This is a genomic window from Flammeovirga yaeyamensis, from assembly GCF_018736045.1.
Classification (GTDB): Bacteria; Bacteroidota; Bacteroidia; order Cytophagales; family Flammeovirgaceae; genus Flammeovirga; species Flammeovirga yaeyamensis.
In genome coordinates this window covers 2,414,162-2,438,089 of record NZ_CP076132.1, presented here as the reverse complement: position 1 = coordinate 2,438,089, position 23,928 = coordinate 2,414,162, and the positions used below count along the sequence as shown (strand labels likewise).

At 33.8% G+C, this 23,928-nt stretch carries 18 protein-coding genes; 10 read left to right on the top strand and 8 right to left on the bottom strand.

Annotated features, from left to right (window positions below; translation table 11 throughout):
• Nucleotides 1-399: 399 nt before the first annotated feature.
• A complete protein-coding gene (gene aceB, locus KMW28_RS09520; protein ID WP_169665353.1) occupies nucleotides 400-2,004 on the top strand; it encodes a malate synthase A in 1,605 nt (534 codons plus the stop codon).
• A 181-nt stretch (nucleotides 2,005-2,185) separates the two neighbouring features.
• Nucleotides 2,186-3,460 (top strand): isocitrate lyase, encoded by a 1,275-nt coding sequence (gene aceA / locus KMW28_RS09515; protein ID WP_169665354.1) that lies wholly within the window; start codon nucleotides 2,186-2,188, stop codon nucleotides 3,458-3,460.
• A 99-nt stretch (nucleotides 3,461-3,559) separates the two neighbouring features.
• On the opposite strand, the gene KMW28_RS09510 is transcribed toward aceA, so the two are convergent.
• The 4 genes from KMW28_RS09510 to radA all read right to left on the bottom strand — a co-directional run bounded on the left by KMW28_RS09510 (nucleotide 3,560) and on the right by radA (nucleotide 10,052).
• Nucleotides 3,560-4,696 (bottom strand): hypothetical protein, encoded by a 1,137-nt coding sequence (locus KMW28_RS09510; protein ID WP_169665355.1) that lies wholly within the window; start codon nucleotides 4,694-4,696, stop codon nucleotides 3,560-3,562.
• Complete coding sequence (abc-f, locus tag KMW28_RS09505; protein ID WP_169665356.1) at nucleotides 4,660-6,558, bottom strand: ribosomal protection-like ABC-F family protein; 1,899 nt, start codon at nucleotides 6,556-6,558, stop codon at nucleotides 4,660-4,662. The genes KMW28_RS09510 and abc-f (KMW28_RS09505) overlap by 37 nt, the downstream gene beginning before the upstream one ends.
• A gap of 177 nt (nucleotides 6,559-6,735) precedes the next feature.
• The gene (locus KMW28_RS09500) at nucleotides 6,736-8,643 is read right to left on the bottom strand and encodes an OmpA family protein (RefSeq protein ID WP_169665357.1); all 1,908 of its coding nucleotides are present in this window, start codon (nucleotides 8,641-8,643) and stop codon (nucleotides 6,736-6,738) included.
• A gap of 5 nt (nucleotides 8,644-8,648) precedes the next feature.
• Nucleotides 8,649-10,052, bottom strand: a complete 1,404-nt coding sequence (gene radA / locus KMW28_RS09495; RefSeq protein WP_066207927.1) for a DNA repair protein RadA — start codon at nucleotides 10,050-10,052, stop codon at nucleotides 8,649-8,651.
• A 175-nt stretch (nucleotides 10,053-10,227) separates the two neighbouring features.
• Between radA and KMW28_RS09490 the strand changes: the two genes are divergently transcribed.
• The gene (locus tag KMW28_RS09490) at nucleotides 10,228-11,733 is read left to right on the top strand and encodes an MBOAT family O-acyltransferase (protein WP_169665358.1); all 1,506 of its coding nucleotides are present in this window, start codon (nucleotides 10,228-10,230) and stop codon (nucleotides 11,731-11,733) included.
• A gap of 87 nt (nucleotides 11,734-11,820) precedes the next feature.
• Nucleotides 11,821-12,633: a hypothetical protein gene (locus KMW28_RS09485; RefSeq protein WP_169665359.1), complete on the top strand. Its 813-nt coding sequence runs from the start codon at nucleotides 11,821-11,823 to the stop codon at nucleotides 12,631-12,633.
• 409 nt (nucleotides 12,634-13,042) lie between these two features.
• On the opposite strand, the gene KMW28_RS09480 is transcribed toward KMW28_RS09485, so the two are convergent.
• Both KMW28_RS09480 and KMW28_RS09475 read right to left on the bottom strand, forming a co-directional pair.
• Nucleotides 13,043-14,209: a sodium:calcium antiporter gene (locus tag KMW28_RS09480; protein ID WP_066207934.1), complete on the bottom strand. Its 1,167-nt coding sequence runs from the start codon at nucleotides 14,207-14,209 to the stop codon at nucleotides 13,043-13,045.
• 23 nt (nucleotides 14,210-14,232) lie between these two features.
• Nucleotides 14,233-15,120, bottom strand: coding sequence for an MBL fold metallo-hydrolase (locus KMW28_RS09475; RefSeq protein ID WP_169665360.1), 888 nt, complete (start codon nucleotides 15,118-15,120; stop codon nucleotides 14,233-14,235).
• A gap of 286 nt (nucleotides 15,121-15,406) precedes the next feature.
• On the opposite strand from KMW28_RS09475, the gene KMW28_RS09470 reads away from it, so the two are divergent.
• Together KMW28_RS09470 and KMW28_RS09465 are read left to right on the top strand one after the other, a co-directional pair.
• Nucleotides 15,407-17,260: a M61 family metallopeptidase gene (locus tag KMW28_RS09470; RefSeq protein ID WP_169665361.1), complete on the top strand. Its 1,854-nt coding sequence runs from the start codon at nucleotides 15,407-15,409 to the stop codon at nucleotides 17,258-17,260.
• A 21-nt stretch (nucleotides 17,261-17,281) separates the two neighbouring features.
• Nucleotides 17,282-18,085 carry a 3'-5' exonuclease gene (locus KMW28_RS09465; RefSeq protein ID WP_066207940.1) on the top strand — a complete coding sequence of 268 codons (804 nt, stop codon included), beginning with the start codon at nucleotides 17,282-17,284 and terminating at the stop codon, nucleotides 18,083-18,085.
• 54 nt (nucleotides 18,086-18,139) lie between these two features.
• On the opposite strand, the gene KMW28_RS09460 is transcribed toward KMW28_RS09465, so the two are convergent.
• Both KMW28_RS09460 and KMW28_RS09455 read right to left on the bottom strand, forming a co-directional pair.
• Nucleotides 18,140-18,751, bottom strand: a complete 612-nt coding sequence (locus KMW28_RS09460) for a nucleotidyltransferase family protein (protein WP_169665362.1) — start codon at nucleotides 18,749-18,751, stop codon at nucleotides 18,140-18,142.
• A 217-nt stretch (nucleotides 18,752-18,968) separates the two neighbouring features.
• Nucleotides 18,969-20,330: a S41 family peptidase gene (locus tag KMW28_RS09455; RefSeq protein ID WP_169665363.1), complete on the bottom strand. Its 1,362-nt coding sequence runs from the start codon at nucleotides 20,328-20,330 to the stop codon at nucleotides 18,969-18,971.
• Nucleotides 20,331-20,546: 216 nt separating this feature from the next.
• Between KMW28_RS09455 and infC the strand changes: the two genes are divergently transcribed.
• The 4 genes from infC to abc-f (KMW28_RS09435) all read left to right on the top strand — a co-directional run bounded on the left by infC (nucleotide 20,547) and on the right by abc-f (KMW28_RS09435) (nucleotide 23,925).
• Nucleotides 20,547-21,065 (top strand): translation initiation factor IF-3, encoded by a 519-nt coding sequence (infC, locus tag KMW28_RS09450; RefSeq protein ID WP_066207949.1) that lies wholly within the window; start codon nucleotides 20,547-20,549, stop codon nucleotides 21,063-21,065.
• A 208-nt stretch (nucleotides 21,066-21,273) separates the two neighbouring features.
• Nucleotides 21,274-21,468: a 50S ribosomal protein L35 gene (gene rpmI, locus KMW28_RS09445; RefSeq protein WP_044200946.1), complete on the top strand. Its 195-nt coding sequence runs from the start codon at nucleotides 21,274-21,276 to the stop codon at nucleotides 21,466-21,468.
• Between the two features lie 65 nt (nucleotides 21,469-21,533).
• Entirely contained in the window at nucleotides 21,534-21,881 is a 348-nt protein-coding gene (gene rplT / locus KMW28_RS09440; RefSeq protein ID WP_066207953.1) for a 50S ribosomal protein L20, read from the top strand.
• Nucleotides 21,882-21,975: 94 nt separating this feature from the next.
• Complete coding sequence (gene abc-f / locus KMW28_RS09435) at nucleotides 21,976-23,925, top strand: ribosomal protection-like ABC-F family protein (RefSeq protein ID WP_169665364.1); 1,950 nt, start codon at nucleotides 21,976-21,978, stop codon at nucleotides 23,923-23,925.
• Nucleotides 23,926-23,928 lie beyond the last annotated feature (3 nt).

The following is a 23,928-nucleotide window of genomic DNA, read 5'->3' as shown; positions in this document are numbered from 1 at the left end:
TCTTCATCTGTATTTGACTTTTCCTCATCGACCTTCTAAATAAAAATACATTTATTATTTGTGAAATTGAAATAATCAGACAAATTCTTCTCAATGTGTATCAAATAGATCCTATGTATTCCTTTGATTAATGAAATCGACAAATTGTATTATACTAAGTTGAAATTGTATAAATGAATATTTATTCATTTTTTTAGCGAATTTTCGCTTTTTAACATTTATAAATATATTTACATATTTATATTCATTTATAATAATTTAAATAAGTATCAATCATTCTATAATTATATTTTTTAATGATCAAAAAAATATTTCTAGCGAATTTTCGCTTTTTTTATTCATTTCGCTTTCTATATATTTGTATCAACATCAAATCACCAACAGCTAACGTTTGTATAAATGAATCTTAAGTCTACTTTAACCGAGAAAACCATCGATATCATGGGCGATATGATGATGGATCACGAAGCAATCTTAACTGATGAAGCTTTGAATTTTGTTGCAGCCTTACATAAAAGGTTCAATAAAAGAAGACTTGCTCTTTTAGAAGCAAGAACAAAAAGACAAGAGGAATTGGATAGTGGAAAACTACCTAACTTCCTTGCGGCTACAGCCTATATTAGAAATAGCGAATGGACTGTTGCTGAGGTAAAAAAGGACATTCAAGACAGAAGGGTCGAAATTACAGGTCCAGTTGATCGAAAAATGATCATCAATGCCTTGAACTCTGGTGCAAATGTATTTATGGCTGATTTTGAGGATGCTAATTCTCCAACTTGGACAAATTGTATGGAGGGACAGCAAAACTTGAAAGATGCTGTAAACAAAACAATTAGCTTTACGCATCCGGTCACAGCTAAGGAATATTCTCTAAACGATGAAATTGCTACGCTTTTCGTTAGACCTAGAGGATGGCATTTAGAAGAAAAACATCTAGAGTACGATGGTAAAGCTTGTTCAGGGTCACTTGTTGATTTTGGCTTGTACTTCTTCCACAATGCAAAAACCTTACTTGAAAATGGAAGTGCTCCTTATTTTTATCTGCCTAAGATTGAAAGTCATTTAGAGGCAAGACTTTGGAATGACATCTTTATTTACGCTCAAGAATATATTAATATTCCACAAGGCTCTATTAAAGCTACTGTATTGATTGAGACTATTTTAGCAGCTTTTGAAATGGATGAAATCCTGTACGCGCTAAAAGAACATTCAGCAGGATTGAATTGTGGCCGTTGGGATTATATTTTCTCATACATCAAAAAATTGAGAAATATTCCAGGGTATACCCTTCCCGATAGAGCAAAGGTGACAATGAACGTACACTTTATGAAATCATACTGTGAATTGTTAATCCAAACATGCCACAAACGTAATGCTTTTGCTATGGGAGGAATGGCCGCACAAATTCCAATCAAAGATGATCAAAAAGCCAATCAAAAGGCAATTGACAAAGTTGCGAAAGACAAAACTCGCGAAGCTTTAGCAGGTCATGATGGCACTTGGGTAGCTCATCCGGGATTAGTTTCTGTAGCTAGAGAAGTATTCGATAGATATATGGGAGCACCGAATAACATCAAAAAGCCGGTTGAATTTAAGAAAATCACTGCCAAGGATTTATTAAAGGTACCTGAAGGTGATATCACTTTAAAAGGCTTGAGAACTAATATTGATGTAGGAATCCAGTACATCAGTAAATGGTTAGACGGCCAAGGTGCAGTTCCGATCTACAACCTGATGGAGGATGCTGCTACTGCAGAAATTTCTAGATCTCAGGTTTGGCAATGGATAAAAAACAATGCGAAGACAGATGATGGACAATTGATTGATGAACAATTGTATCATCAAGTTGCTGACGATGTGATGAAGCATTTCAGAACCATCATGGGAGAAGAAAAATTCAACCAAAGTAAGTTACAAAAAGCAAAAGACATATTTGATCAATTGGTATTAACTGATGAATTCGTTGAATTCTTGACGTTACCTGCTTATCAGCAAATTGATTAATTAAGATAAAATCTAACGAGCTTATTTGGGACATGCTCTTAGAACCATCATCTTCTTGATGTTCTCATCCAATTGGATGGTGGTTTAATCACTTTTTTTAATACGTACTTGAAAAGGCTATTTTTTATGCCCTGGTATCGTACACCCTAAATTTTTATAAAACCAAAAAACAACATCGATTATGACTAAGAATGAAAGAATTGAAGCACTAAAGAAAGAATGGGCAAATAACCCAAGATGGTCCAATATTGAAAGACCATATACAGCTGAGGAAGTAATTAAGCTTCAAGGTAATGTTGTCGTTGAACACACTTTGGCGAGAATGGGCGCTGAAAAATTATGGAAGGGTTTACATACTGAAGAATTCATGGCTGGATTGGGAGCATTGACGGGTAACCAAGCTATCCAAGAAGTAGAAGCAGGTTTAAAAGCGATTTACTTAAGTGGATGGCAAGTAGCTGCTGATGCGAATTTGGCAGGTCAAATGTACCCTGATCAATCTTTATACCCTGCCGACTCTGTACCGAAAGTTGTTCAAAGAATTAATAATGCGCTTAGACGTGCGGATCAAATTCAGTCAGTTGCAGATAAAAACGACATTGATTATATGGTGCCGATTGTTGCCGATGCCGAGGCTGGTTTTGGAGGCAATTTAAATGCCTTCGAACTTATGAAAATGATGATTGAAGCAGGTGCCGCTGGAGTACATTTTGAAGATCAATTATCTTCTGCAAAAAAATGTGGTCACTTAGGTGGTAAAGTACTTGTACCTACTCAAGAAGCGATAAATAAATTAGTAGCTGCTCGTTTAGCTTCTGATGTTTGCGGTATTCCAACTATTATTGTTGCACGTACAGATGCTGATGCTGCTAATCTTCTCACTTCAGATATCGATCCGAGAGATCAAGAATTTATCTATGGTGAAAGATCATCTGAAGGTTTCTACAAGGTAAATAATGGTTTGGATCAAGCAATATCAAGAGGTTTAGCTTATGCTCCTTATGCCGATTTAATCTGGTGTGAAACATCTCACCCTGATTTAGGAGAAGCACAAGCTTTTGCAGATGCAATTCACGCAAAATATCCAGGTAAACTACTTGCTTACAATTGTTCTCCATCATTTAACTGGGCATCTAAGCTTAGTAAAGAAGAAATGAGCACATTCAGAGAAAAGCTTGCTGCTATGGGCTACAAATTCCAATTCATTACTCTAGCTGGTTTCCATGCTTTAAACACAAGTATGTTCCAATTGGCTAAAGCCTACAAAGAAAATGGAATGGCCGGCTACTCTGAGTTACAAGAAAAAGAGTTCAGCTTACAAAAAGATGGTTTCAGAGCAGTGAAACACCAAGCTTTTGTGGGTACTACTTATTTTGATGCTGTACAAAATACGGTGACCAATGGTACATCGTCTACAACAGCTATGAAGGGTAGTACAGAGACAGCTCAGTTCTAAAGCATTTATTTTCAATCATTTCTAACAGACAACTTCCAACTAACTTTATATGTTACTTGTTATTAAAAAACCTCGCCTTATTTAGGTGAGGTTTTTTTGTTATTTTTTCGATCTCAGACTTTTTATTTCATCGATCGTTTTAAATTCTTGATTGTTGACATAAATACTTCCTTTAGTAAATAATGCAATTTTTTTATAATCATCAAGAACTATTGGAATTCCTAAATGATCTTCCTCGGCGGTATTTAATATGATATGAATAGGATGATTGACGTTACCTATCAATTCCAAATCTCGTATTTTAGATTGATTATCAGCCACCAATATGAAAGTATTTGCATCTGGAAAATTTGTTTGTGCTTCTATAATGGCCTCTATATCATTTTCAGGAATATCTCCTCCATCCCCTCTCTTTTTCACCTTGGACATTAAGTCCATCACCGGCATCACTTTAGAGCTTTTAATACTATAAATCCCTCCAGTGCTTCCTATTAATTTTTGATGACTCAATTTAGTATCTCCATCATTAAAGAAAACAAAACCGATCACCTGATCTTGAGCTCTTTCTTTAATTAACCATGATAGTAAATCTAGAGTGTAAGGATACATACTTCCGGTCCAATCACTAACAACAACTGCTTTGTTCCAATTATCCCTATTTTTCTCAAATACTTTGGAAGTAGTTTCAGTTAGAACTTGATCCTCTCCTAACCTTTTTTTCACTAAATGATGAAACTTTTGATCGATGTGCTTTCTACGTTTCACTTCTTCTTCAGGAGTTAAATCGTGTCTTTTATGTTTATCGTAATAAACTACGATACCATGAAACATATCTGAAAACTCTTTTTTGGTCTCACCTCCTACTTGTTTTATGATTCTCCAACGAATCACAGGGTCATCAATAGCACCATCAAACCAATTGGCAAATGCTTTTATTCGATCAGTATTCAATTTAGAAAAATCGAAGTCTTTCGGGTGATCCGTATAGACTAACAGGACACTATCAATTTGAAGACGTGAAATATCATTGGCTTCTGGTAAATTTAAAATTTCGGATTCACCATAAGCCATTGGTAACGTAAAAAAATGTTTTGTAGAATCAATATCTAAAATATGCACATCACGATAAGCAGCTCTAAAATAAAGCTGCTCCGCAGATTGTGCATTTAAGTTAAATACAATTATTTGAAGTACACCAATTAACCACCATTGGCAATTTCGTCTAGTTCCATCCATCGCATCATTTTCTCATCAGCTTCCTCCATCACTTCTCCAAGTTTTTCAGAAACTTCTCTGATTTCATCAGGTGATGTTACACTACCATCAGACAATTTCCCTTCCAATTCTTCTTTTTGAGATTCCAGAGTTTCAATTTCAGCTTCTAAAGCTTCATATTCTTTCTGTTCTTTATAAGAAAGCTTCTTCGTTACTGTTTTTTGAACAGTTTTCTTTTCTTCTAATTTTTTCTCCTCTCTTAGTGCCTGCTTCTTTTCTTTCTCCACTTCACCAAGGTAAGCTCTATATTCAGAATACTTCCCATTAAAGTCTTTGATCACACCATCACCTTCAAAAATAAATAAGTGATCTACCAGTTTATCCATGAAATATCTATCGTGGGTAACCACAATAACACAGCCTTGGAAACTTTCTAAAAAGTCTTCTAATACACTTAGTGTATCTAGATCCAAGTCGTTCGTCGGCTCATCTAGGATTAAAAAGTTTGGATTTCTTAGAAGGACAGTACAGAGATACAAGCGTTTACGTTCACCTCCTGAAAGAGTTGAAATATATGAATGCTGTTTCTCTGGCGTAAATAAGAATTTATTTAGAAGTTGTAAAGGAGTAAGTGATGTCCCATCAGACATTTGATGATTTTCGGTAATATCACGTACAACATCAATTACTTTAATGTCTTCATCGAATGACAATCCCTTTTGAGTATAATAACCATACACAATGGTCTCTCCTTTTGTTATTGTCCCTTTATCAATGGATTCAGTACCTGTAAGCATGTTAAGGAAAGTAGATTTCCCTACTCCATTATTACCTACAATACCTACTCTTTCTTTTCTTTTAAAGGTGTAAGAGAAATCTTCAACAATTTTCTTTTCTCCATACGATTTAAATACGTTCTCAAATTCTAGGATCTTTCTTCCTAGACGTGACATATTTACTTGAATCTCTACCTTTTCGTCTTTCTTGCCAGAATGTGCTTTCTTTTTCAAATCTTTGAAAGCATCCATTCTAAACTTCTGTTTTGTACCTCTCGCTTTAGGCATTCTTCTTACCCAATCGAGTTCTTTTCTCATCAAGTTTTTAGCCTTTTCTACAGATGCAGCTTCATTCGCTTCTCTTTCAGCTTTTTTCTCGATGTAATATGAATAGTTTCCTTTATGAGTATAGATCGTTGAATTTTCAAGCTCAATAATCTCATTACAAATTCTATCAAGGAAATATCTATCGTGGGTAACTAATAAAATTGATAGTTTCGAACGCGTTAAGAACTCCTCCAACCATTCAATCATATCTAAATCCAAGTGGTTGGTTGGCTCATCGAGAATCAAAAGATTTGGTTCTTCAATGAGTACTTTACTTAGGGCCACTCTTTTTTGCTGACCACCAGAAAGGGAATCCATTCTTTGAGATGTATCCTCGATTTTGAAAGCAGTCAAGATTTGCTTTACTCTTGCTTCAGCATCCCAAGCCTTCATTTCTTCCATTTTGGCTGTAGCTTTATCCAATTGCTTTAAAACCGCATCCGAATAATCTAATGAGGAAGCTTGTAAAGCTGCCTCGTAATTTTTTACCGCCCCTAAAATGGGAGAATCACTTGATAGAACATAATCCAAAACATTCTGTCCTTCTTCAAACAGTGGCTCCTGCTCTAAAAGACCAATAGTGATATCTTTATTAATGGCAATTTCTCCACCATCCAATGATTCTTTTCCTGCGATTGAATTTAACAGTGTAGATTTCCCTGTACCATTTTTGGCTACTAAGGCTACTTTCTGACCTTGTTGAATTCCAAAACTTATATTTTCATAAAGGGGTTTTTCTCCCCAATATTTTGTTGCATTATCGACTGATAATAAATTCATCCTATCTTTTATTTTAACTTCTCAACAAAAATAGAAGAAAAGAATATTAAATAGGTCTTTAAGGATATAATAATCATTTCTAGAGTGTTTTTGATGTTGATATGGTAAAAAATTGTATCAAAAAACCCCGAAAATAATTCGAGGTTATTGTATAAGTATATTTCTTTGAAAGAAGTCTTATAGAATTAAGAATTCAATTCTACGATTATTGGTTCTTCCTTCATCTGTCGTATTATTATCAATTGGCTTTTTCTCTCCATAACCTTTGGCTGTTAATCTATTGGAGTCTATTCCTTTATCAATTAGATACTGTACCACGGCTTCCGCTCTTTTTTGAGATAAATCCAAATTATAATTATCGTTACCAATATTATCTGTATGCCCACCAATTTCAACATTAATATCTTTGTTTTTCTGCATAAACAACAACACTTTATCCAATTCTGTCTGAGACTTCAGTTTAAGATCATATTTATTAGAATCGAAAAAGATGTTATTGAGGGTCACATTTTTTCCTTTTTCTATTCTATCTAAAAATATATCCATTGTTTTTCCTTCTGTTCCCATATCATGAGTATCAAAAGTTAAACTTTGGAATAAATAACCTGGTCTTGATACATATAAAGCATACTCTTCATTTTGGTTTAACACGATCAAATATTTACCCGATTTCTCATCAGATAATAAAGTAGATTCTGTCTTTTTTGTCTCAAGAAGTTTTAACTCTAATTCTGCCTTTAAAGGTTTCTTAGTAATAGCATCATAAACTACCCCTTCTAAATAACCACTTACTGTTAATGGCTGTGCATCTTTTGGTATATCAATAGAAACTAGATGACTATTCCTTGAGCCATCTTCTTGTATTTCTTCTTTTGAAAAATATCCTTTCGTACCGTCTGCTCCTACAATTAAGGCTACTTGATCGGTATGATCGTTTACCGGATAACCGATATTCTCTACTTTTGACCAACGGTTAATTCCCTCTTTTTCTGACTTAAAAATATCCAAGCCTCCATATCCTAAATGGCCTTTTGATGAAAAATAAAGAGTTTTCCCATTGGCATGAATAAATGGAGAAATATCATCTTCTGTTGTATTTATCTGATCGCCTAGATTTTTGGCAGGCATCCATTGTCCATTTGAACCTAACTCAGACACCCAAATATCTTTTTTCCCCATTCCTCCTTGTCGATCAGAAACAAAATATAAAACTCTTCCATCTGCAGAAAGCGAAGGTTGTGATTCCCAATCTCTAGAATTAATATTTGGTCCAAGGTTTCTTGGTTTCAACCACTGATCCCCGACTTTTCTTGCCATAAATAAATCACAACTACCATAGCCTGGCAACTCTCTCGTACTTTCACATGAAGTAAAAATGATAAATGATCCATCGGCTGATATAGAACAAGTTCCTTCATTAAACTTGGTATTTAATTCTGTCACCTCTTCGGGAGACGCCCATTCCCCATCTACCTTTTGAATACGATAGATGTTTTCATCTGTCTTTTCATCTCTTGCCGTAAAATACATTTCCTGACCATTCGCTGTGATAGCTGGAAAATATTGCTGATCGTGAACATTGACTTCAGCGCCGAGATTAATAGGCGCATAAGGTAGTTTATTTCCCATATTTGCTATGGCATAATCACATGATGCAATAATTCGATGCGCTGTTTTAACTTCTCTATATAACTTTCTATCAGGTTTGAAGTTCAAAAAATCATTAGCATAACCTAATGCACTTTTATAATTTCCTTTTGACCATTCAAATTGTGCTAAAGATAAATGTGCTAGCAAATATTTCGGATTATCAGCACAACACTCCATCAACTTTTCATACAAGTCTCTTGATTTTTGATAATCTTTTTCTAGTATGTATAAATAAGATAACAAATAATAAGAATCTCCATAAGTACTATCAGCATCTATAGATTTATATAACAGCGCTTTCCCATCTTCTAACTGTCTTAAACGAATAGCTTCTTCTGCTTTTACAAAAAATTTATTCGCTTTGCTACTGTTTTGAGCAGAAGTAAAAGTTGATGCAGTGATTAGTAATGAAATTACTATTAAAAGGTACTTCATGAATTTTATGTAAATAATTTTTCTGCCAATTCGGCTACTGTTCCAACTGGTATCACCTTCATTTTTAATTTAGAAAAGTCTATACCTTTTGTATTGTATTTTGATATAAACATTTCTTTGAATCCTAATTTTTCTGCCTCAGAAATTCTATTTTCAATTCTTGAAACTGCTCTCACTTCACCACCTAACCCAACTTCTGCAGCAAAGCAAGTAGTCGATTCAATAGCAATATCTTCAAATGAAGAAATTAAAGAAACGACAACTGCAAGATCTATTGCCGGGTCTTCTACTCTCAATCCTCCTGTTATATTGATAAACACATCAGAGAAATTGAGTTTATAACCGGACCTTTTTTCTAATACGGCTAAAAGCATATTTAATCGTTTCGCATCAAATCCTGTAGAACTTCTTTGAGGATTACCGTATACTGAAGGTGTTACTAATGATTGTATTTCTACCAATAATGGTCTATTACCTTCCATAACTGTACCAATTGCGATTCCACTTAGTCCATCGTCTCTTTGAGAAAGCAATATTTCCGAAGGGTTACTTACTTGTCTTAACCCCGATGAGATCATTTCATAAATACCCAATTCGGATGTTGACCCAAATCTATTTTTTGCCGTTCTCAAAATACGGTAACTCATATGTCGATCTCCCTCAAATTGAAGTACGGTATCTACCATATGCTCTAATACTTTTGGACCAGCCAAGCTTCCTTCTTTTGTTATGTGGCCAATCATTAAAACAGGAGTACCTGTGTCTTTTGCAAATCGAATTAACTCCGCCGCACATTCTTTTACTTGAGACACACTACCTGCTGCTTGCTCTAAAAATGGGGACACCAAAGTCTGTATGGAATCAATCACCATTACATCAGGCGTCATTTTTTCAACATGAGCGAATATCTTTGAAGTATCAGTCTCAGTCAATACATAAGTTTCTTCGGATGAAAAAGGGATTCTTTCCGCTCTTTGTCGAATCTGCTGTCCCGATTCCTCTCCCGACACATAAAGCACTTGTTTGTCATTAAGTGATAAAGCAATCTGAAGCATTAAAGTCGATTTACCAATTCCAGGTTCTCCACCTATCATTACCACAGATCCAGGAACAATTCCTCCCCCTAAAACTCTATTCAGTTCTTCGTCTAAAGTGATGATCCTCGCTTCCTTCTCATACTTTACTTCAGTTATTTTAGTAGGTTTTGCCGTTTCAGCTCCCACATTCACATACCCTCCTGATTTAGGATTAGAACTCATCTTCCAATCCCCTTTTTTGGGTGCCTCTTCTTTCTGAAGTTCCTCAACAAAAGTATTCCACTCATTACAAGCAGGGCATTTCCCTTGCCATTTTGGAGATTCAAATCCACAATTCTGACAGAAGTATGCTGTTTTTATTTTTTTAGCCATTTTTATGCTATTTCGATCTGTACAACTGCTTAATTATAAAGCTAGATCTGAAAAATAAATACTTTATTCTATAATTCAACTAAAAAAAGTTAGTAATTTGTCTGATATTCATTTTTTATACGATCAAACGATCAATAATTTTTTTGTGATTTTTTTCAACACACAAATTTTATAAATGTTAGAGTTAGTTACCTATCACGAAAACAGTCCATTATTATTTACACAAGTTCTTTTTTGGGTCCTTTTTGGTTCCATTATACTGATATATCAATTTATTTATAAAAATATCACGACTAGAAATGTTCTTTTGCTTTTAGCGAGTTTGTATTTCTATTACATGTCGAGTGGTTTTTATTTTGTACTCTTACTTTTTTCAACAATAATAGACTACTATATAGGTAAAAAGATATTTGATTCTAACGATAAGAAAACACGAAAGCTGCTTGTCTCTATAAGTGCTGTCATAAATTTAAGCTTACTGGCCTATTTTAAATATACCTTCTTCTTTACTGATGGGTTGAATACTTTATTCAATTTAGAAATAGAACAAGAAAATTATTTAGCCGCCTTTTTCAATAGTCTTTTTGATGCCGGAATGGATACATCGAATATTTTCCTTCCGATAGGTATCTCTTTCTATACATTCCAAACTATTAGTTATTCGGTTGATATTTATCGAGGCGACATCAAACCAGTGGACAACATATGGGATTTCGCACTTTTTGTTAGTTTTTTCCCTCAATTAGTAGCGGGTCCAATTGTTAGAGCCTCTGAGTTTATCCCTCAAATTCATCAACAATATAAACTAAAGGAAAGTGAGTATGGACATGCATTATTTTTAATAGCAGCTGGGCTTGTCAAAAAAATAATGATCTCCGATTATATCTCTATTAATTTTGTGGATAGAATATTTGAGTCACCTTGGTCCTATTCTGGTTTTGAAAACTTAATGGCCACATATGGCTATGCCATTCAAATTTATTGCGATTTCTCGGGCTATACTGATATTGCTATTGGAGTGGCTTTATTATTAGGTTTCCGATTACCACTCAACTTTAACTCGCCTTACAAAGCAACTGACATCACGGATTTCTGGAGAAGATGGCATATTTCCCTATCTTCCTTTCTAAGAGATTATTTATACATACCACTAGGCGGAAATAGAAAAGGAAAAGTAAGAACATACATCAATCTATTTATTACAATGTTATTAGGTGGATTATGGCATGGTGCTCATTTCAGATTTATAATTTGGGGATGTTTGCATGGAGGTGCTTTGGCAATACATAAACTTTGGATGGAGTATGCTGGAAAAAAAATTGGGCATTTTAAATATCAAAATATAATCGGTGGTATCATAACATTTCACTTTGTGTGTTATGCTTGGATATATTTCAGAGCGGAGGACATGCAACACGCAAATAGTATGATTAGTCAGATTTTAACAAACATGGATCTTTCTATTGCTTTGGAGGTAATTATGGCATACAAATATGTTTTCATTGTAATGGGTTTTGGCTTCTTTATCCACTGGATTCCACAACATTGGAAAGATAAATTAGCCTTAGAATTCATCACAATGCCTGATTTTGCTAAAGCAGCATTCTTATTTTTTGTAGGGTTTATTTTATTTCAAAGTAGATCTTCTGACATACAACCGTTTATTTATTTTCAATTCTAATCACATTCACGTATATTTACATATAGGTATTGTTCAACTTTACAATAGCTTACTTTTACCCAATTCATTCGATTATAACAACTGATAATGAACTACAAATATTTAAAGTATCTAATCTCTCTGTGCTCTATTTTAGTGTGTATAGATCTTAACGCTCAGAGTGTTAGACAAAAAAAAGCACAAGAATTTCTTCGATTAAGTGGATTAACTGATTACACAAGGCAAACTGATGAAATTGCATCTGCAAAAGTTGATGAAGAATTTCTATTTATTGAAAATGCTCCATCAGAATTAGAGATTAAAGCGATTATTAAACTTTATCTCACTAATAAAAATGTAAATCATCATATAACAGAGTACATAGCGACTCAAGTTAATGAAGACTTACTGAATAAATCTATTTTATTCTTAGAGAATCCCATTAACGAGGATATCCATGGCACAAGAAATAGATCTTTAACTCGTTTTGAAAAAATAGACAAAGCAAAGTATGTCAACAATTTCGACATGCATAGTGTTGATCAAGAAAGATTTAACCTATGTGTCAACATTTACCAATTACTTAAAATTGGTAGAATGTCAGAAAGTGTTTTGTATCATACTTTAGTTGATGTTTCTCTTGGAATAAACGAACATCTGCCTACTGATCAGAAAAAAGTCGAAAGTGAAATTATTAGTAATACAGAAGGGATGTTCACAGATCAATACAAACAAGTGATGATGACGAATCAAATTGCTAATATGATGTATGTATTCACAGGAACTTCAGATAATACCCTAAGGTCATATATTAATAAATGGCATACTTATGATGGTGAAAAGACCTTAAACATCATGCAAGAATCTATTAATTATGCATATGCTGAAATTCTAAAAGAGATAAAAAATCACGGTTCTTAATAATAAAGAATAACACATATATAAGACATTGTCATTTTACATATAAAGAGGCAATGTCTTTTTTTATATATCAAGGGTGAATATCAAATAGTCTCTAGACTTATTGAGATATTAAAGCAATTATATAAATGATTCTGTATCAATATTTAAGTAAATTCAATCTCTTTGTCATTAGATAATTCTTCGTAATACATCAAAGATTCCTTCTAGAATTAGCGTCTTTCCGATAACTTTATTTAGTCCTTGATAAAAAAACAACAATGAGGCATTACTTAATATGATAGTAAATCATCAATTTATGGTCTTATCAATTAATTTGTCTACTTCTATATATAAGAAATAATAAAAAAGAGGTTGATTCATTGAATTATGAAACAACCTCTTTCTTGATTAGATATTTTATTAAACCTTAAACCTTATGGAAAGGGTTAAGATTCACTAGAAAATCATTGATCTGCAATAAGGCATCTTGAATACCGCTAATAGCCTCTGGGCTATATCTATAGGCAAGAGTATAAATAATGAATACTACATACAATGTTACGAGGAAATAACCACTTTTGGCTCCCAAACGTTTTCTCTTTGCTCCTATGTAGAAAATAAGAGTGGATACACCTGTCAGAATTAGTAGTATAATTCTAAACTGACCGATAAAAGCCATTGTATCATCACCTTCCATTGGAATAGATCCATTCATTAATGTATATACTGTTAAAGGCATTCCTAATGCAAAACAGATATCAAAAATATTAGACCCTAGAGCGTTTGAAATCGCATCATTGTATGCACCATTGTTGGCACTTTTTACAGAGATAATAGTATCCGGCACTGAAGTAGCAGCTGCGGCAAAGATTAATGCTACGATATACATATCCCATCCCATACCGTGTCCAAGCATTTCACATCCAATTGTAAGGTAATGACAAGCAGCACCTACAATTCCAGTAGAAGCTAATAGCAAGAACCAAGCTCTACCAGTATTCATTTCTTTATTGCCAATGATTGCATGAGACAAATCTAAATGCAATAATGCTTTTAAACGTCCACCTTCACCTGCTTCATATTCATAATCATCGTGTTCGTCACCATGGTCATCCATTTTGATGAATAGTAAAGAAACAACGTAAACCACATATAAACTCATTAGAAAAGCCCCATGTTTCCATGTCAGCTCATTTTCTGAAACAAATATGATTAAACATAAAATGGCTAGCATCAAAGCGATACCATCACGTAAAATAACCTTTGGATTGACATTAATAAAGCTAACTGTTCTATTAATTACAATAACACTAATTATTACCGCGGCTGGGATAATCATGATGTTGAAAACTGCACTACCTGATGTAGTACCAATACCACTGGCAAAACCTTTGGCATCACCTGCAATAACCAAGAAGAAAAAAGTAGTAAAAAGTTCAGGCATCGAACTACCTATAGCATCGATTGTAGCTCCCTTCACACCACCTTTCATATTTCTACCCAGAAATCCAGAGGCATCTTCAAATCCATCACACGCTTTCCAGATGACAATACAAGCAATAAAAATAATGAGTAGACCGAAAAAAATATCCATTCTTTGTTAATCTATTTGACTTATTAGTTCTTTTTTTTCCAATAACGCAATAATCCCGCCACACTCATAAAAGGTGGGTTGGCAGCATCATATTGTTTGAGCGCTTCATCCTTCAAACCTAATGATTTTAACTCATTATTTACATATGTTGTGAAAAGTTCTTCCATTTTTTCTAGAGAATAGTCGTTTTCGCTGTAGTTTTTCACAATTTCTGCAACTTTATATAAGTCTTTTTCAAGTGCAATGAGGTGATTCACTACATCAGTAACGACACCAAAGTGAGTTAAGTATAATTTAGATGGAGAAATTTTACGAATTAAATCAATTGATGCCTGCCATTTCTCTAAATTGATATCTGGAGGAGGACAAGGAGCCACAACAGGGCCATCTCCTATTTTAACACCAGCCACATCTCCTGTAAATAAAAAGTCTTCAATCTGCCATGCGATATGATGATTTGCATGTCCCGGTGTAAACCAAGCAGTAACGTCAACATCACCTATTTTTATCGTAGACCCGTTTTCTGGAGCGATCAATAGATCTTCAGGAATTTCATGCATCTCTCCCCATAATCTATCCATATCGTCCTTATAAATCATTTTAGCTGAAGCCATTAATTTAGAAGGATCGGCCATATGTCTAACACCAAAAGGATGTAAATAAACTTTCGCTCCATGTTCAGCAAACTTCCAAGCTGCTCCTGCATGATCTAAATGAATGTGTGTAATAAAAACATGTTTGATGTCTTCTATTTCATAACCTTGCTTTTTTATAGCTTCTTTTAGGATTGGATAAGTTGAATGAGGTCCAGTTTCAATTAAAATTGGTCCTTCTGAAGTTTCAATAAGGTAAGAGGCGATGGCTTCTTTACATTCTAAAAAATTTAAATCGATGGGTTGAATTGAATTCATTGAATATATGTATTGTATTTAAGTAAAAAACCAGAATTTGATTAAAAAAATTATATTCATCATCGTGTTAAAATGATCATAATAACTAATTTAAGATTTCTGTAATTCGAAATGAATATAACTTGAATTAAAGTATAATTCTAAGAAATAGATAAAATTTGATGATAATTTATCAAAACAACTCACTAAACAATTCAATACTTATTTTGTATCTTGCGACAACTTGACTGTGGTAAGATATATCTTTAGGAACAAGCATTGACCATTTTTTAATTTAATGATGAGTATGAAATTTAAATTTTACTTATGCTATCAAATATTCTTTTTTTTCGCGATTCAATTGTTAGGACAAAACCCGTTTATTTATAAATATCAGATTAATTTAAATGAGGTAAATAATGATCAACTGAAAGTGGAATTAAGTATTGATGATTTAAATGAAGAAGAACTCATTTTCCAATTCCCTGCTATTGTTCCTGGTACATACAAAGTTTATAATTATGGTCGTTTTATATCCGATTTAAAAGCATTCGATACTTCGGGCCAACCCCTATCAATTAAAAAAATTGATGATAACCGTTGGAGAATCCTTTCTACTAAAAACATATCGAAAATCTCTTATTTAGTTGATGATACATGGGATACTAAGCTACCAAAAAAAATATTTGAACCTGCAGGAACAAATATTGATAAGGATGAAAACTTTGTCCTTAACAACCATGGCTTTTTTGGATATTTTGATGGAATGGTCGAAAACACTTTCGTATTAAAAGTAATAAATAATGAAAAACTCTATGGAGTAACTTCCTTAAGTAAAGAAATAAACACCGATAGCTTAGATGTATATACTGCACCTTCCTATCATCGTTTGGTTGACAATCCCATAATGTATTCTAAACCAGACACAGCCAGTATTCAAGTTGGAAATACAATAGTAAAAATTGGATTAAGGTCTCCACAAAAATCAATAACCGCTAAATTGATTAGTAAAGAACTAAAAAAGGTTCTTAAAGCACAACAAACCTTTTTGAAAGGCGATTTACCCACCAACCATTATACTTTTATTATTTATCTAACCGACAAACCTGGTGTATCAGGTGCTATGGGAGCATTGGAACACTGGAACAGTTCATTTTATTTCCTTCCTACTGGAAAGCCTAAAATGATCATTCCAATAATTCAGGAAATTGCTGCCCATGAGTTTTTCCATATTCTCACTCCTTTAAGTATTCATTCTGAAGAAATAGCTCATTTTGATTATATAGAGCCAAAAATGTCAGAACACTTATGGTTATATGAAGGAGTAACAGAATATTTTGCAGGTCTAGCTTTAGTTAAAAACGGTGTAATTGATCGTACGACCTACATGAATTCTATAGGGAAAAAGATTTTAAACTCCACTAAGTTATACAATAGAAACATTGCATTCACCACCATGAGTAAAGGCTGTTTAGATAAATATGGAGATCAATACCCTAACGTTTATGAAAAAGGAGCATTAATTGCCTTAGGGCTTGACCTAGTTATTCTAGAGCATAGTAATGGGACACAAAACTTAAGAGACTTAATGCTCAAACTGTCTAAAAAATATGGCAGTGATAAACCTTTTAAGGATGAAGAACTTTTTACTGTTATTGGCGAATTAAGTGGGATACCAGAGACAACCACATACCTCAAAAAATATGTCGACAGTAACACCCCTCTTCCTCTTGAAGAGATGATGGCTAAAGTTGGTATAGATTACGCAGAAAGTAGAGAAATTGCCACCGGTACATTTGGTAATATCGGAATCTCAATCAATGATCAAGATGAACTATTTGTTGAGGACCTCTCCGATGTAGATGAATTTGGAAAAAAAATGGGTTATCAGTTAGGCGATGTACTTTTAAAGTATAACAAGCAAGAGATCACTATGGAGAACATTTCAGACATAATTAATGAAGTGGTAAACTCTCCTAAAAAAAACACAAATATTAAAGTTACTGTAAGAAGACAAGGTAAAATTGTTAAATTGAAATCGAAAACAGTAATTAATCATCAGACTGAGGATAATATTTTCGAAATAAATGGAAAGCGCTCACCGCAAGCCCTTCATTTAAGAGAATTATGGTTAGGAAAAATCTCTGATGAAAAAAATTAAAAAATAACCATACTACCAACAATGAATTTAAATTTAAAAAACCCCTTAGTAGTATTTGACCTTGAAACTACAGGAACAAACGTTACAAAAGATAGAATTATTGAAATTTCTATGGTTAAGGCGGATATAAATGGAGAAAGAACCATCAAAACATATAAATGTAACCCAGAAATGCATATTCCTAGTACCTCTTCTAAAGTACATGGCATATATGATGAAGACGTAAAAGATATGCCTACTTTTAAGCAAATCGCTAAAGAAGTAGCCGCTTTTATGAAAGGTTGTGACATTGGTGGTTATAATGTGCTAAGATTTGATTTACCAGTGATCACAGAAGAATTTCTTAGAGCAGGGATAGAATTTGATTTTAGCCAAAGAAAAATAGTTGATGCCCAAAAAATCTTCTTTATGATGGAGCCTAGAACTTTAGGTGCTGCACTTAAATTCTATTGTGGAAGAGAATTGGAAGATGCTCATTCTGCAGAAGCAGACACTATCGCTACTCTTGATGTGATCGACGCTCAAGTAAAACATTATGAAGGGGTAACTATCAAAGATAAAAACGGAAAGGATTATGAGCCTGTTAAAAATGACATGAATGCACTTCATGAACTGACAGCTAAAAATTTGGTTGATTTTGCAGGTAGAATGGTACTAAATAACGAAGGTGACCCCATTTTTAATTTTGGGAAATATAAAGGTAAATCAGTAGCAGATACATTAAAAAAAGATCCACATTACTATGATTGGATAATAAATAATGACTTTGCTTTGGATACAAAAAATAAATTGACTCAGATTAGAATTAAAAGTCAGTTTCAATAAAAAAAGGGTTGAATCTTTCGATTAAGATTCAACCCTTTTTTTGTAACGTATGTTTTACATTCCTATTTCTTTAGAATACTTCAATAATTTGTGGTAATCACTTTCAGTATCCACATCTAAGAAAGGTACTCTTGAATCTACAGAGGCATAAGAATGTTTATTCTTTCTAACAATCGATTTTGCACCGAAATTACCTTCTAAAGCCATCAATTCTGGAAATACTGTCTGATCAAAAACAGCTGGCACTCCTGTAAATCCATCATATTTAGACATTACAATTCTTCTGTCTTTAGCTTTTTCTATCAGATTTCCTAAATGAGGGATATCGACTAATGGCATATCAGATAATAAGATCAATACTTTAGAATATTTCTCTTCAGCATCATTAAAAAATTTTACTCCTTTAGCAATACTTCCTCCTTGCCCTTCTTGCCAAGTTTCATTATTGACAATATGAACTCCATCCTCTTTGATTACATCACTAATTTCGTCATAATAAGCCCCAAGCACAACAGCAATATCAACGTTTTGTAGTTGTTTTGCTTTGTCAATACTATGTTGTACTAAGGTTCTTCCTTTATATTCAAGTAACTGCTTTGGTTTACCTAAGCGCTTAGAGCTACCTGCTGCTATAATTAGCACCCCTACTTTTCCGATAGACTGCATGTATGAATTGTATAAAATTGATCTTACTGAACTAAGATTTATAAAATTTGGGTATAGAGATTTCTCTTGTCTCGAAATTATTTTAAAAGATCAACAAAACAAATACTTCTATAATTCTGATGAAAGTGTAAATCTTCCACTTTTTCACAAAGGTATAAAAAAACCCTTCAAAATAAATACTATTTTGAAGGGTTTCGTTTATTAAATCAATATCTGTTTATTCATTTATCTGATCCACAATAAATACGTCCTTATATTTATCTGCATGATCAGCCATATTTTTCAATGTTGGATGCCCCATTCTTGCTGCATTACCTGCATCATAAGCACCATTCATAATCATTTGTAATGCCTGATACAACATTGGTTCTCTAGTATCTTCCCAATTGTAAGTGGGATCATCAAATGCTTCTTGGTTTACAGGAATACCATCGAAATAATCTCCTTCGTTATCTGCATTTAATATTCTGAGTGAAATCACTGAATAGATAAAATCATTATTTTCAAAACCATAACTTCCTACTGGTTTTCCATGTGTTCTCTCACCTACAACTTGTACATCCATAAAAGGACGTAATGCATTTATCATTAACTCACTTGCTGATGCAGTACCACCAGTTGTCAACATAAATACACGATCTAAATTTAAATTGGCATCTTCCAATTCTAATTTATAATCGCTGTTTTGCTCTACTTGAAGAGCATTATGTCTGTATCTAAATAGATCTTTTCCATTTGCTGAAGCTGGAGCTAAGAGCCCTGAAAGTTGACCAGCAATATTTACTCGTCCACCTCCATTGTAACGTAAATCTAGAATCACTTCTGAAACTCCTGCAGCTTTAAATTCAGCGAATGCTGTGTTTAATGCTTCTTCTGCTGTTTCAATGAATGACATAAATACGATGTGTCCAACTTTAACTACTTGTCCATCACGTTTTACATTAATAATGTTTTTATGAACTACTGGAGCAATAACTACAGCCTCTTTTGTAATGTCTACAGTTTTAGTTTCTTCTTCTTTTTTTACAAGTACCCCTTCGTCATCATATACGTATCTTTCAGGAATAGTAATTTCAAATGTATTGGTTACTCCTTTTACATTCTCTCCTAATAAATTATTGAGTTCTTCGTCCGATACAGTATTGACATCAACACCATTGATTTTATTGATTTTAGTGCCACGAGTCAAACCTTTTTCAAAGGCCTCAGAACCAGGATAAGAAAATCTTAAATAAAGATCGCCATTTTCGAAAACCGATAAATAAATACCATGTGCTCCAGAGTTTTCATCTGTTACAGTACCTGATTGGTAATAAGCTTCGTATGCAGCTTTATCTTGTATTAATGACCATCTGTCTTGCTCATTCCTAAGTGCTTGCAGCATAGAGAATTGATCACTGTATGCATTTGTATTAATTTGAGCTGGTAATTCTTCATTCCAAAGATACCATTGACTCATCAACTCTTTTAAATATTCTTTATCATTACTAAACGATGTAACTGGATTTATGGGTTCTTCTTTGCTACATGATGTGATAAGCAGAATAGATGATAGTAAATAAAAAATGTATTTTTTCATGTTAGTTAAAACTTGAATTGATTGTTAATGTTTCTATGTTTTCTCAAAAAATCTGATTTTTCACATATTTCTGAGATATTTATAGTTAAAGAAAAAAATAAGTTAGTACCTTAGCGGTGAAATTAATGATTCCGTTAACTTAATTCAAAAGTAGTTAATTTTAGAATCAAAAATTTAATAATTTTAAAAAATTTTCAAACGAAATTAAGTTCTTAAATGGCAAGAGACTCTCATAGAACCAACCATCAAATTAGAGTCAGAGAAGTTCGACTAGTTGGTGACAATGTAGAAAACGGTGTATTTTCAAGAGACGAGGCTTTAAAACTCGCTGAAAACTTGGATCTAGATCTAGTAGAAATTTCACCCAATGCAAAACCTCCGGTTTGTAAAATCATTGACTACTCGAAATTCAAGTACGAACAAAAGAAAAGAGAAAAAGAGTTAAAGGCTAAAGCATCCAAAACAGTAGTGAAGGAAATTCGTTTCGGTCCTAATACAGACCAACACGATTTAGACTTTAAAACTAAGCACGCCGTTAAGTTCTTAAACGATGGAAATAAAGTAAAAGCGTATGTTCACTTCCACGGACGTACAATCATCTACAAAGATAGAGGTAGAGAACTTTTACAACGTTTTGCTGAAAAAATTCAGGAACACGGAAAAATCGAAGGTCAAATGCGTGTTGAAGGACGTAGAATGATCATGTTTATCTCTCCAAACGTTCCTAAGAAATAATTTAAGTAAATAAACCTTATTAGGTATTGATTTACAAAGAATATTGATTAAATTTGCACGCTTGTTTTATGCAGGTGTGCATTTTTTGTTAGTAAAATAACAAATCAATGCAAGCGAAATACCGAGGCTATTGGCTGCCGTAGGTAATCGCGTAGTTTAATTATTGTTTCACCTTAAGAGTTTAGGCTCTTAATAACTGAAAGGTAAAATGCCAAAGGTTAAAACTAAATCTGGAGCGAAAAAACGTTTCAAGTTGTCAGGAACTGGCAAGATCAGAAGAAAGCACGCTTACAAGTCGCACATCTTAACTAAGAAAACGACGAAACAAAAGCGTAACCTAACTTTGATGGGTGAGGTAGACAAGGCGGATACTGTAAACGTGAAAAAAATGCTTTGGTTATAATCCAAAGATTCACAATTACTTTATCAAACAAATTGATTTACAAAACTTATTAAAATTAGAAAAAAATGCCTAGATCGGTCAACCACGTCGCGTCTCGCGCTAGAAGAAAAAAAATCCTTAAGTTCTCAAAAGGTTATTACGGTGCTCGTAAAAATGTTTGGACAGTAGCAAAAAACACAGTTGAAAAAGGCTGGCAATATGCTTACATCGGTCGTAAACAAAAGAAGAGAAACTTCCGTAGCTTATGGATCCAACGTATCAACGCTGCTACTCGTATGTACGGTGATATGTCTTACTCTGTATTCATGGGTAACTTAAACAAAGCAGGTATCGAATTGAACCGTAAAGTTCTTGCTGACCTTGCTATGAACCACCCTGAAGCATTCAAAGCAGTTATCGAGAAAGTTAAGTAATTAACCTCCTCTAATAACAAAAGACCTATAACATTCGTGTTGTAGGTCTTTTTTTCTAAATTGTAATTCCATTTTTTGATTAATAAATTTCCTTATGTTAGCGATTAGCAATGTATCTTTTCACTTCGGAAGCAGAACCATGTATCAAAATGCTTCTCTCACTGTTTACCCTAAAAACCGCATAGGTATTGTGGGCCACAATGGTGCAGGTAAAACCACATTGTTAAAATTAATCCATGGCGATTTGACTCCTGATGAGGGTTCGATTACAATGCCTAAAGGATGTACTATCGGATTCCTAAATCAAGATCTCCTATCCTATCAAACTGAAGAATCTATTCTTAGTGTTGCGATGGAAGCTTTTGGTCCTGTCTTAAAAATTCAAGCACAGATCGATGAAATCCTTCTTGAAATGGAAACGGATTATAAGGAAGAATTAGTCGAAAAATTAGCTTCATTACAAGAAAAATTTGAAGCTATGGAAGGTTATACCGTTAAATCTAAAGCAGAAGCAATTTTGGCAGGCCTTGGATTTAAAAACCATGAATTAGAAAGACCTTTACATAGTTTCTCTGGTGGATGGAGAATGCGTGTAATGTTGGGTAAACTATTACTTATGAAACCCGACGTTTTAATGCTTGATGAGCCTACCAACCACTTGGACCTTCCTTCAATACAGTGGATTGAAAACTACCTTTCATCCTACGAGGGTGCTGTTTTAATTGTATCTCACGATAGAGAATTTTTAGACAGGGCTATTAATCAAACTGTAGAAGTATCACAAGGTCGTTTAACCTCCTATTCTGGCAATTACTCATTCTATTTAGAAGAAAGAAAATTAAGAGCTGAGCTTCAAAAGAATGCATACGAAAATCAGCAACAAAAAATAAAAGAAACAGAGCGTTTTATTGAGCGCTTCCGTTCGAAAGCTACAAAAGCAAAACAAGTACAGTCTAGAGTAAAAATGCTCGATCGTATGGATATGATTGAGGATGTTAGGAATGACAATCCGGAAATCAACATGGACTTTAAATTTAACCAACAGCCAGGAAAAGTTATTTCTGAATTGGTTGATTTCGACAAAGCCTATGATGAAAAAATCATATTTCAAAATGCGAACCTTCAATTAATGAGAGGTGATAAAGTAGCCCTCATTGGCGCCAATGGTAAAGGTAAATCTACCCTACTTCGTTTAATTTCTGCTCGCGAAGATTTTGACAAAGGTGAAAGAAAAGGTGGTCATAATGTGATTACAGCCTTCTATGCACAGCACCAACTTGAGGATCTAAATGTTGAAAATGAAATTCTTGATGAACTAAAGCAAGCTGGGTCTGATAAAACAGAGCAAGAATTAAGAGGCATTCTTGGATGTTTCTTATTTGGAGGTGATGAGATTTTCAAGAAGATCAAAGTACTTTCAGGCGGAGAGAAATCTCGTGTTGCATTAGCTAAAACACTTATCTCAGAAGCCAACTTTTTGATGCTTGACGAACCGACCAACCACTTAGATATTCCATCTGTAAATATTCTTATTCAAGCTCTTCAGCAATATTTAGGTACTTATTTGATTGTATCACACGACCGTCACTTTATTTCTCATGTAGCCAACAAGATCTGGTATATCGAAGATGGCCAGTTAAAAGAATATCCTGGCACTTATTTAGAATGGGTAGAATGGAAACAACGTCAGGATCAGGAAAAAGAACTTTTGGAAAAGCTTGATCAAGAAGATGGCAATATAGAATCTAAACCTAAAAAGGAGAAGAAAAAGCATGTCAATTACAACTTGAAAGAGTGGCAAAAGAAAATGAAAAAGGCCAAATCTGAAATGGAAAAATACGAAGAATTGGTCATGGAACTTGAAGAAAAGAAAGAAGAAATTGAAGGTTCCTTGGGAGATCCTGAAATATTCGGAAATCCTGATAAATTAGCAGAAACAAATACTCAGTATCAGAAAGTAAAAGAAGAACTTGATGAAGCCACAGAGCTATGGGAAGAATGGACCATGCAGGTGGATGAGTTGGAAGAACTTAAACCAGAATAACCT

What these genes read in the sequence shown, in the direction of transcription:
- KMW28_RS09465 (WP_066207940.1), top strand. Translation starts at nt 17,282, where the DNA reads ATGAATTTAAATTTAAAAAACCCCTTAGTAGTATTTGACCTTGAAACT.
- KMW28_RS09490 (WP_169665358.1), top strand. Translation starts at nt 10,228, where the DNA reads ATGTTAGAGTTAGTTACCTATCACGAAAACAGTCCATTATTATTTACA.
- KMW28_RS09510 (WP_169665355.1), bottom strand. Translation starts at nt 4,696, where the DNA reads ATGGATGGAACTAGACGAAATTGCCAATGGTGGTTAATTGGTGTACTT.
- infC (WP_066207949.1), top strand. Translation starts at nt 20,547, where the DNA reads ATGGCAAGAGACTCTCATAGAACCAACCATCAAATTAGAGTCAGAGAA.
- radA (WP_066207927.1), bottom strand. Translation starts at nt 10,052, where the DNA reads ATGGCTAAAAAAATAAAAACAGCATACTTCTGTCAGAATTGTGGATTT.
- KMW28_RS09470 (WP_169665361.1), top strand. Translation starts at nt 15,407, where the DNA reads ATGAAATTTAAATTTTACTTATGCTATCAAATATTCTTTTTTTTCGCG.
- abc-f (WP_169665356.1), bottom strand. Translation starts at nt 6,558, where the DNA reads ATGAATTTATTATCAGTCGATAATGCAACAAAATATTGGGGAGAAAAA.
- KMW28_RS09500 (WP_169665357.1), bottom strand. Translation starts at nt 8,643, where the DNA reads ATGAAGTACCTTTTAATAGTAATTTCATTACTAATCACTGCATCAACT.
- aceA (WP_169665354.1), top strand. Translation starts at nt 2,186, where the DNA reads ATGACTAAGAATGAAAGAATTGAAGCACTAAAGAAAGAATGGGCAAAT.
- KMW28_RS09485 (WP_169665359.1), top strand. Translation starts at nt 11,821, where the DNA reads ATGAACTACAAATATTTAAAGTATCTAATCTCTCTGTGCTCTATTTTA.
- aceB (WP_169665353.1), top strand. Translation starts at nt 400, where the DNA reads ATGAATCTTAAGTCTACTTTAACCGAGAAAACCATCGATATCATGGGC.
- rpmI (WP_044200946.1), top strand. Translation starts at nt 21,274, where the DNA reads ATGCCAAAGGTTAAAACTAAATCTGGAGCGAAAAAACGTTTCAAGTTG.
- rplT (WP_066207953.1), top strand. Translation starts at nt 21,534, where the DNA reads ATGCCTAGATCGGTCAACCACGTCGCGTCTCGCGCTAGAAGAAAAAAA.
- abc-f (WP_169665364.1), top strand. Translation starts at nt 21,976, where the DNA reads ATGTTAGCGATTAGCAATGTATCTTTTCACTTCGGAAGCAGAACCATG.
- KMW28_RS09480 (WP_066207934.1), bottom strand. Translation starts at nt 14,209, where the DNA reads ATGGATATTTTTTTCGGTCTACTCATTATTTTTATTGCTTGTATTGTC.
- KMW28_RS09475 (WP_169665360.1), bottom strand. Translation starts at nt 15,120, where the DNA reads ATGAATTCAATTCAACCCATCGATTTAAATTTTTTAGAATGTAAAGAA.
- KMW28_RS09460 (WP_169665362.1), bottom strand. Translation starts at nt 18,751, where the DNA reads ATGCAGTCTATCGGAAAAGTAGGGGTGCTAATTATAGCAGCAGGTAGC.
- KMW28_RS09455 (WP_169665363.1), bottom strand. Translation starts at nt 20,330, where the DNA reads ATGAAAAAATACATTTTTTATTTACTATCATCTATTCTGCTTATCACA.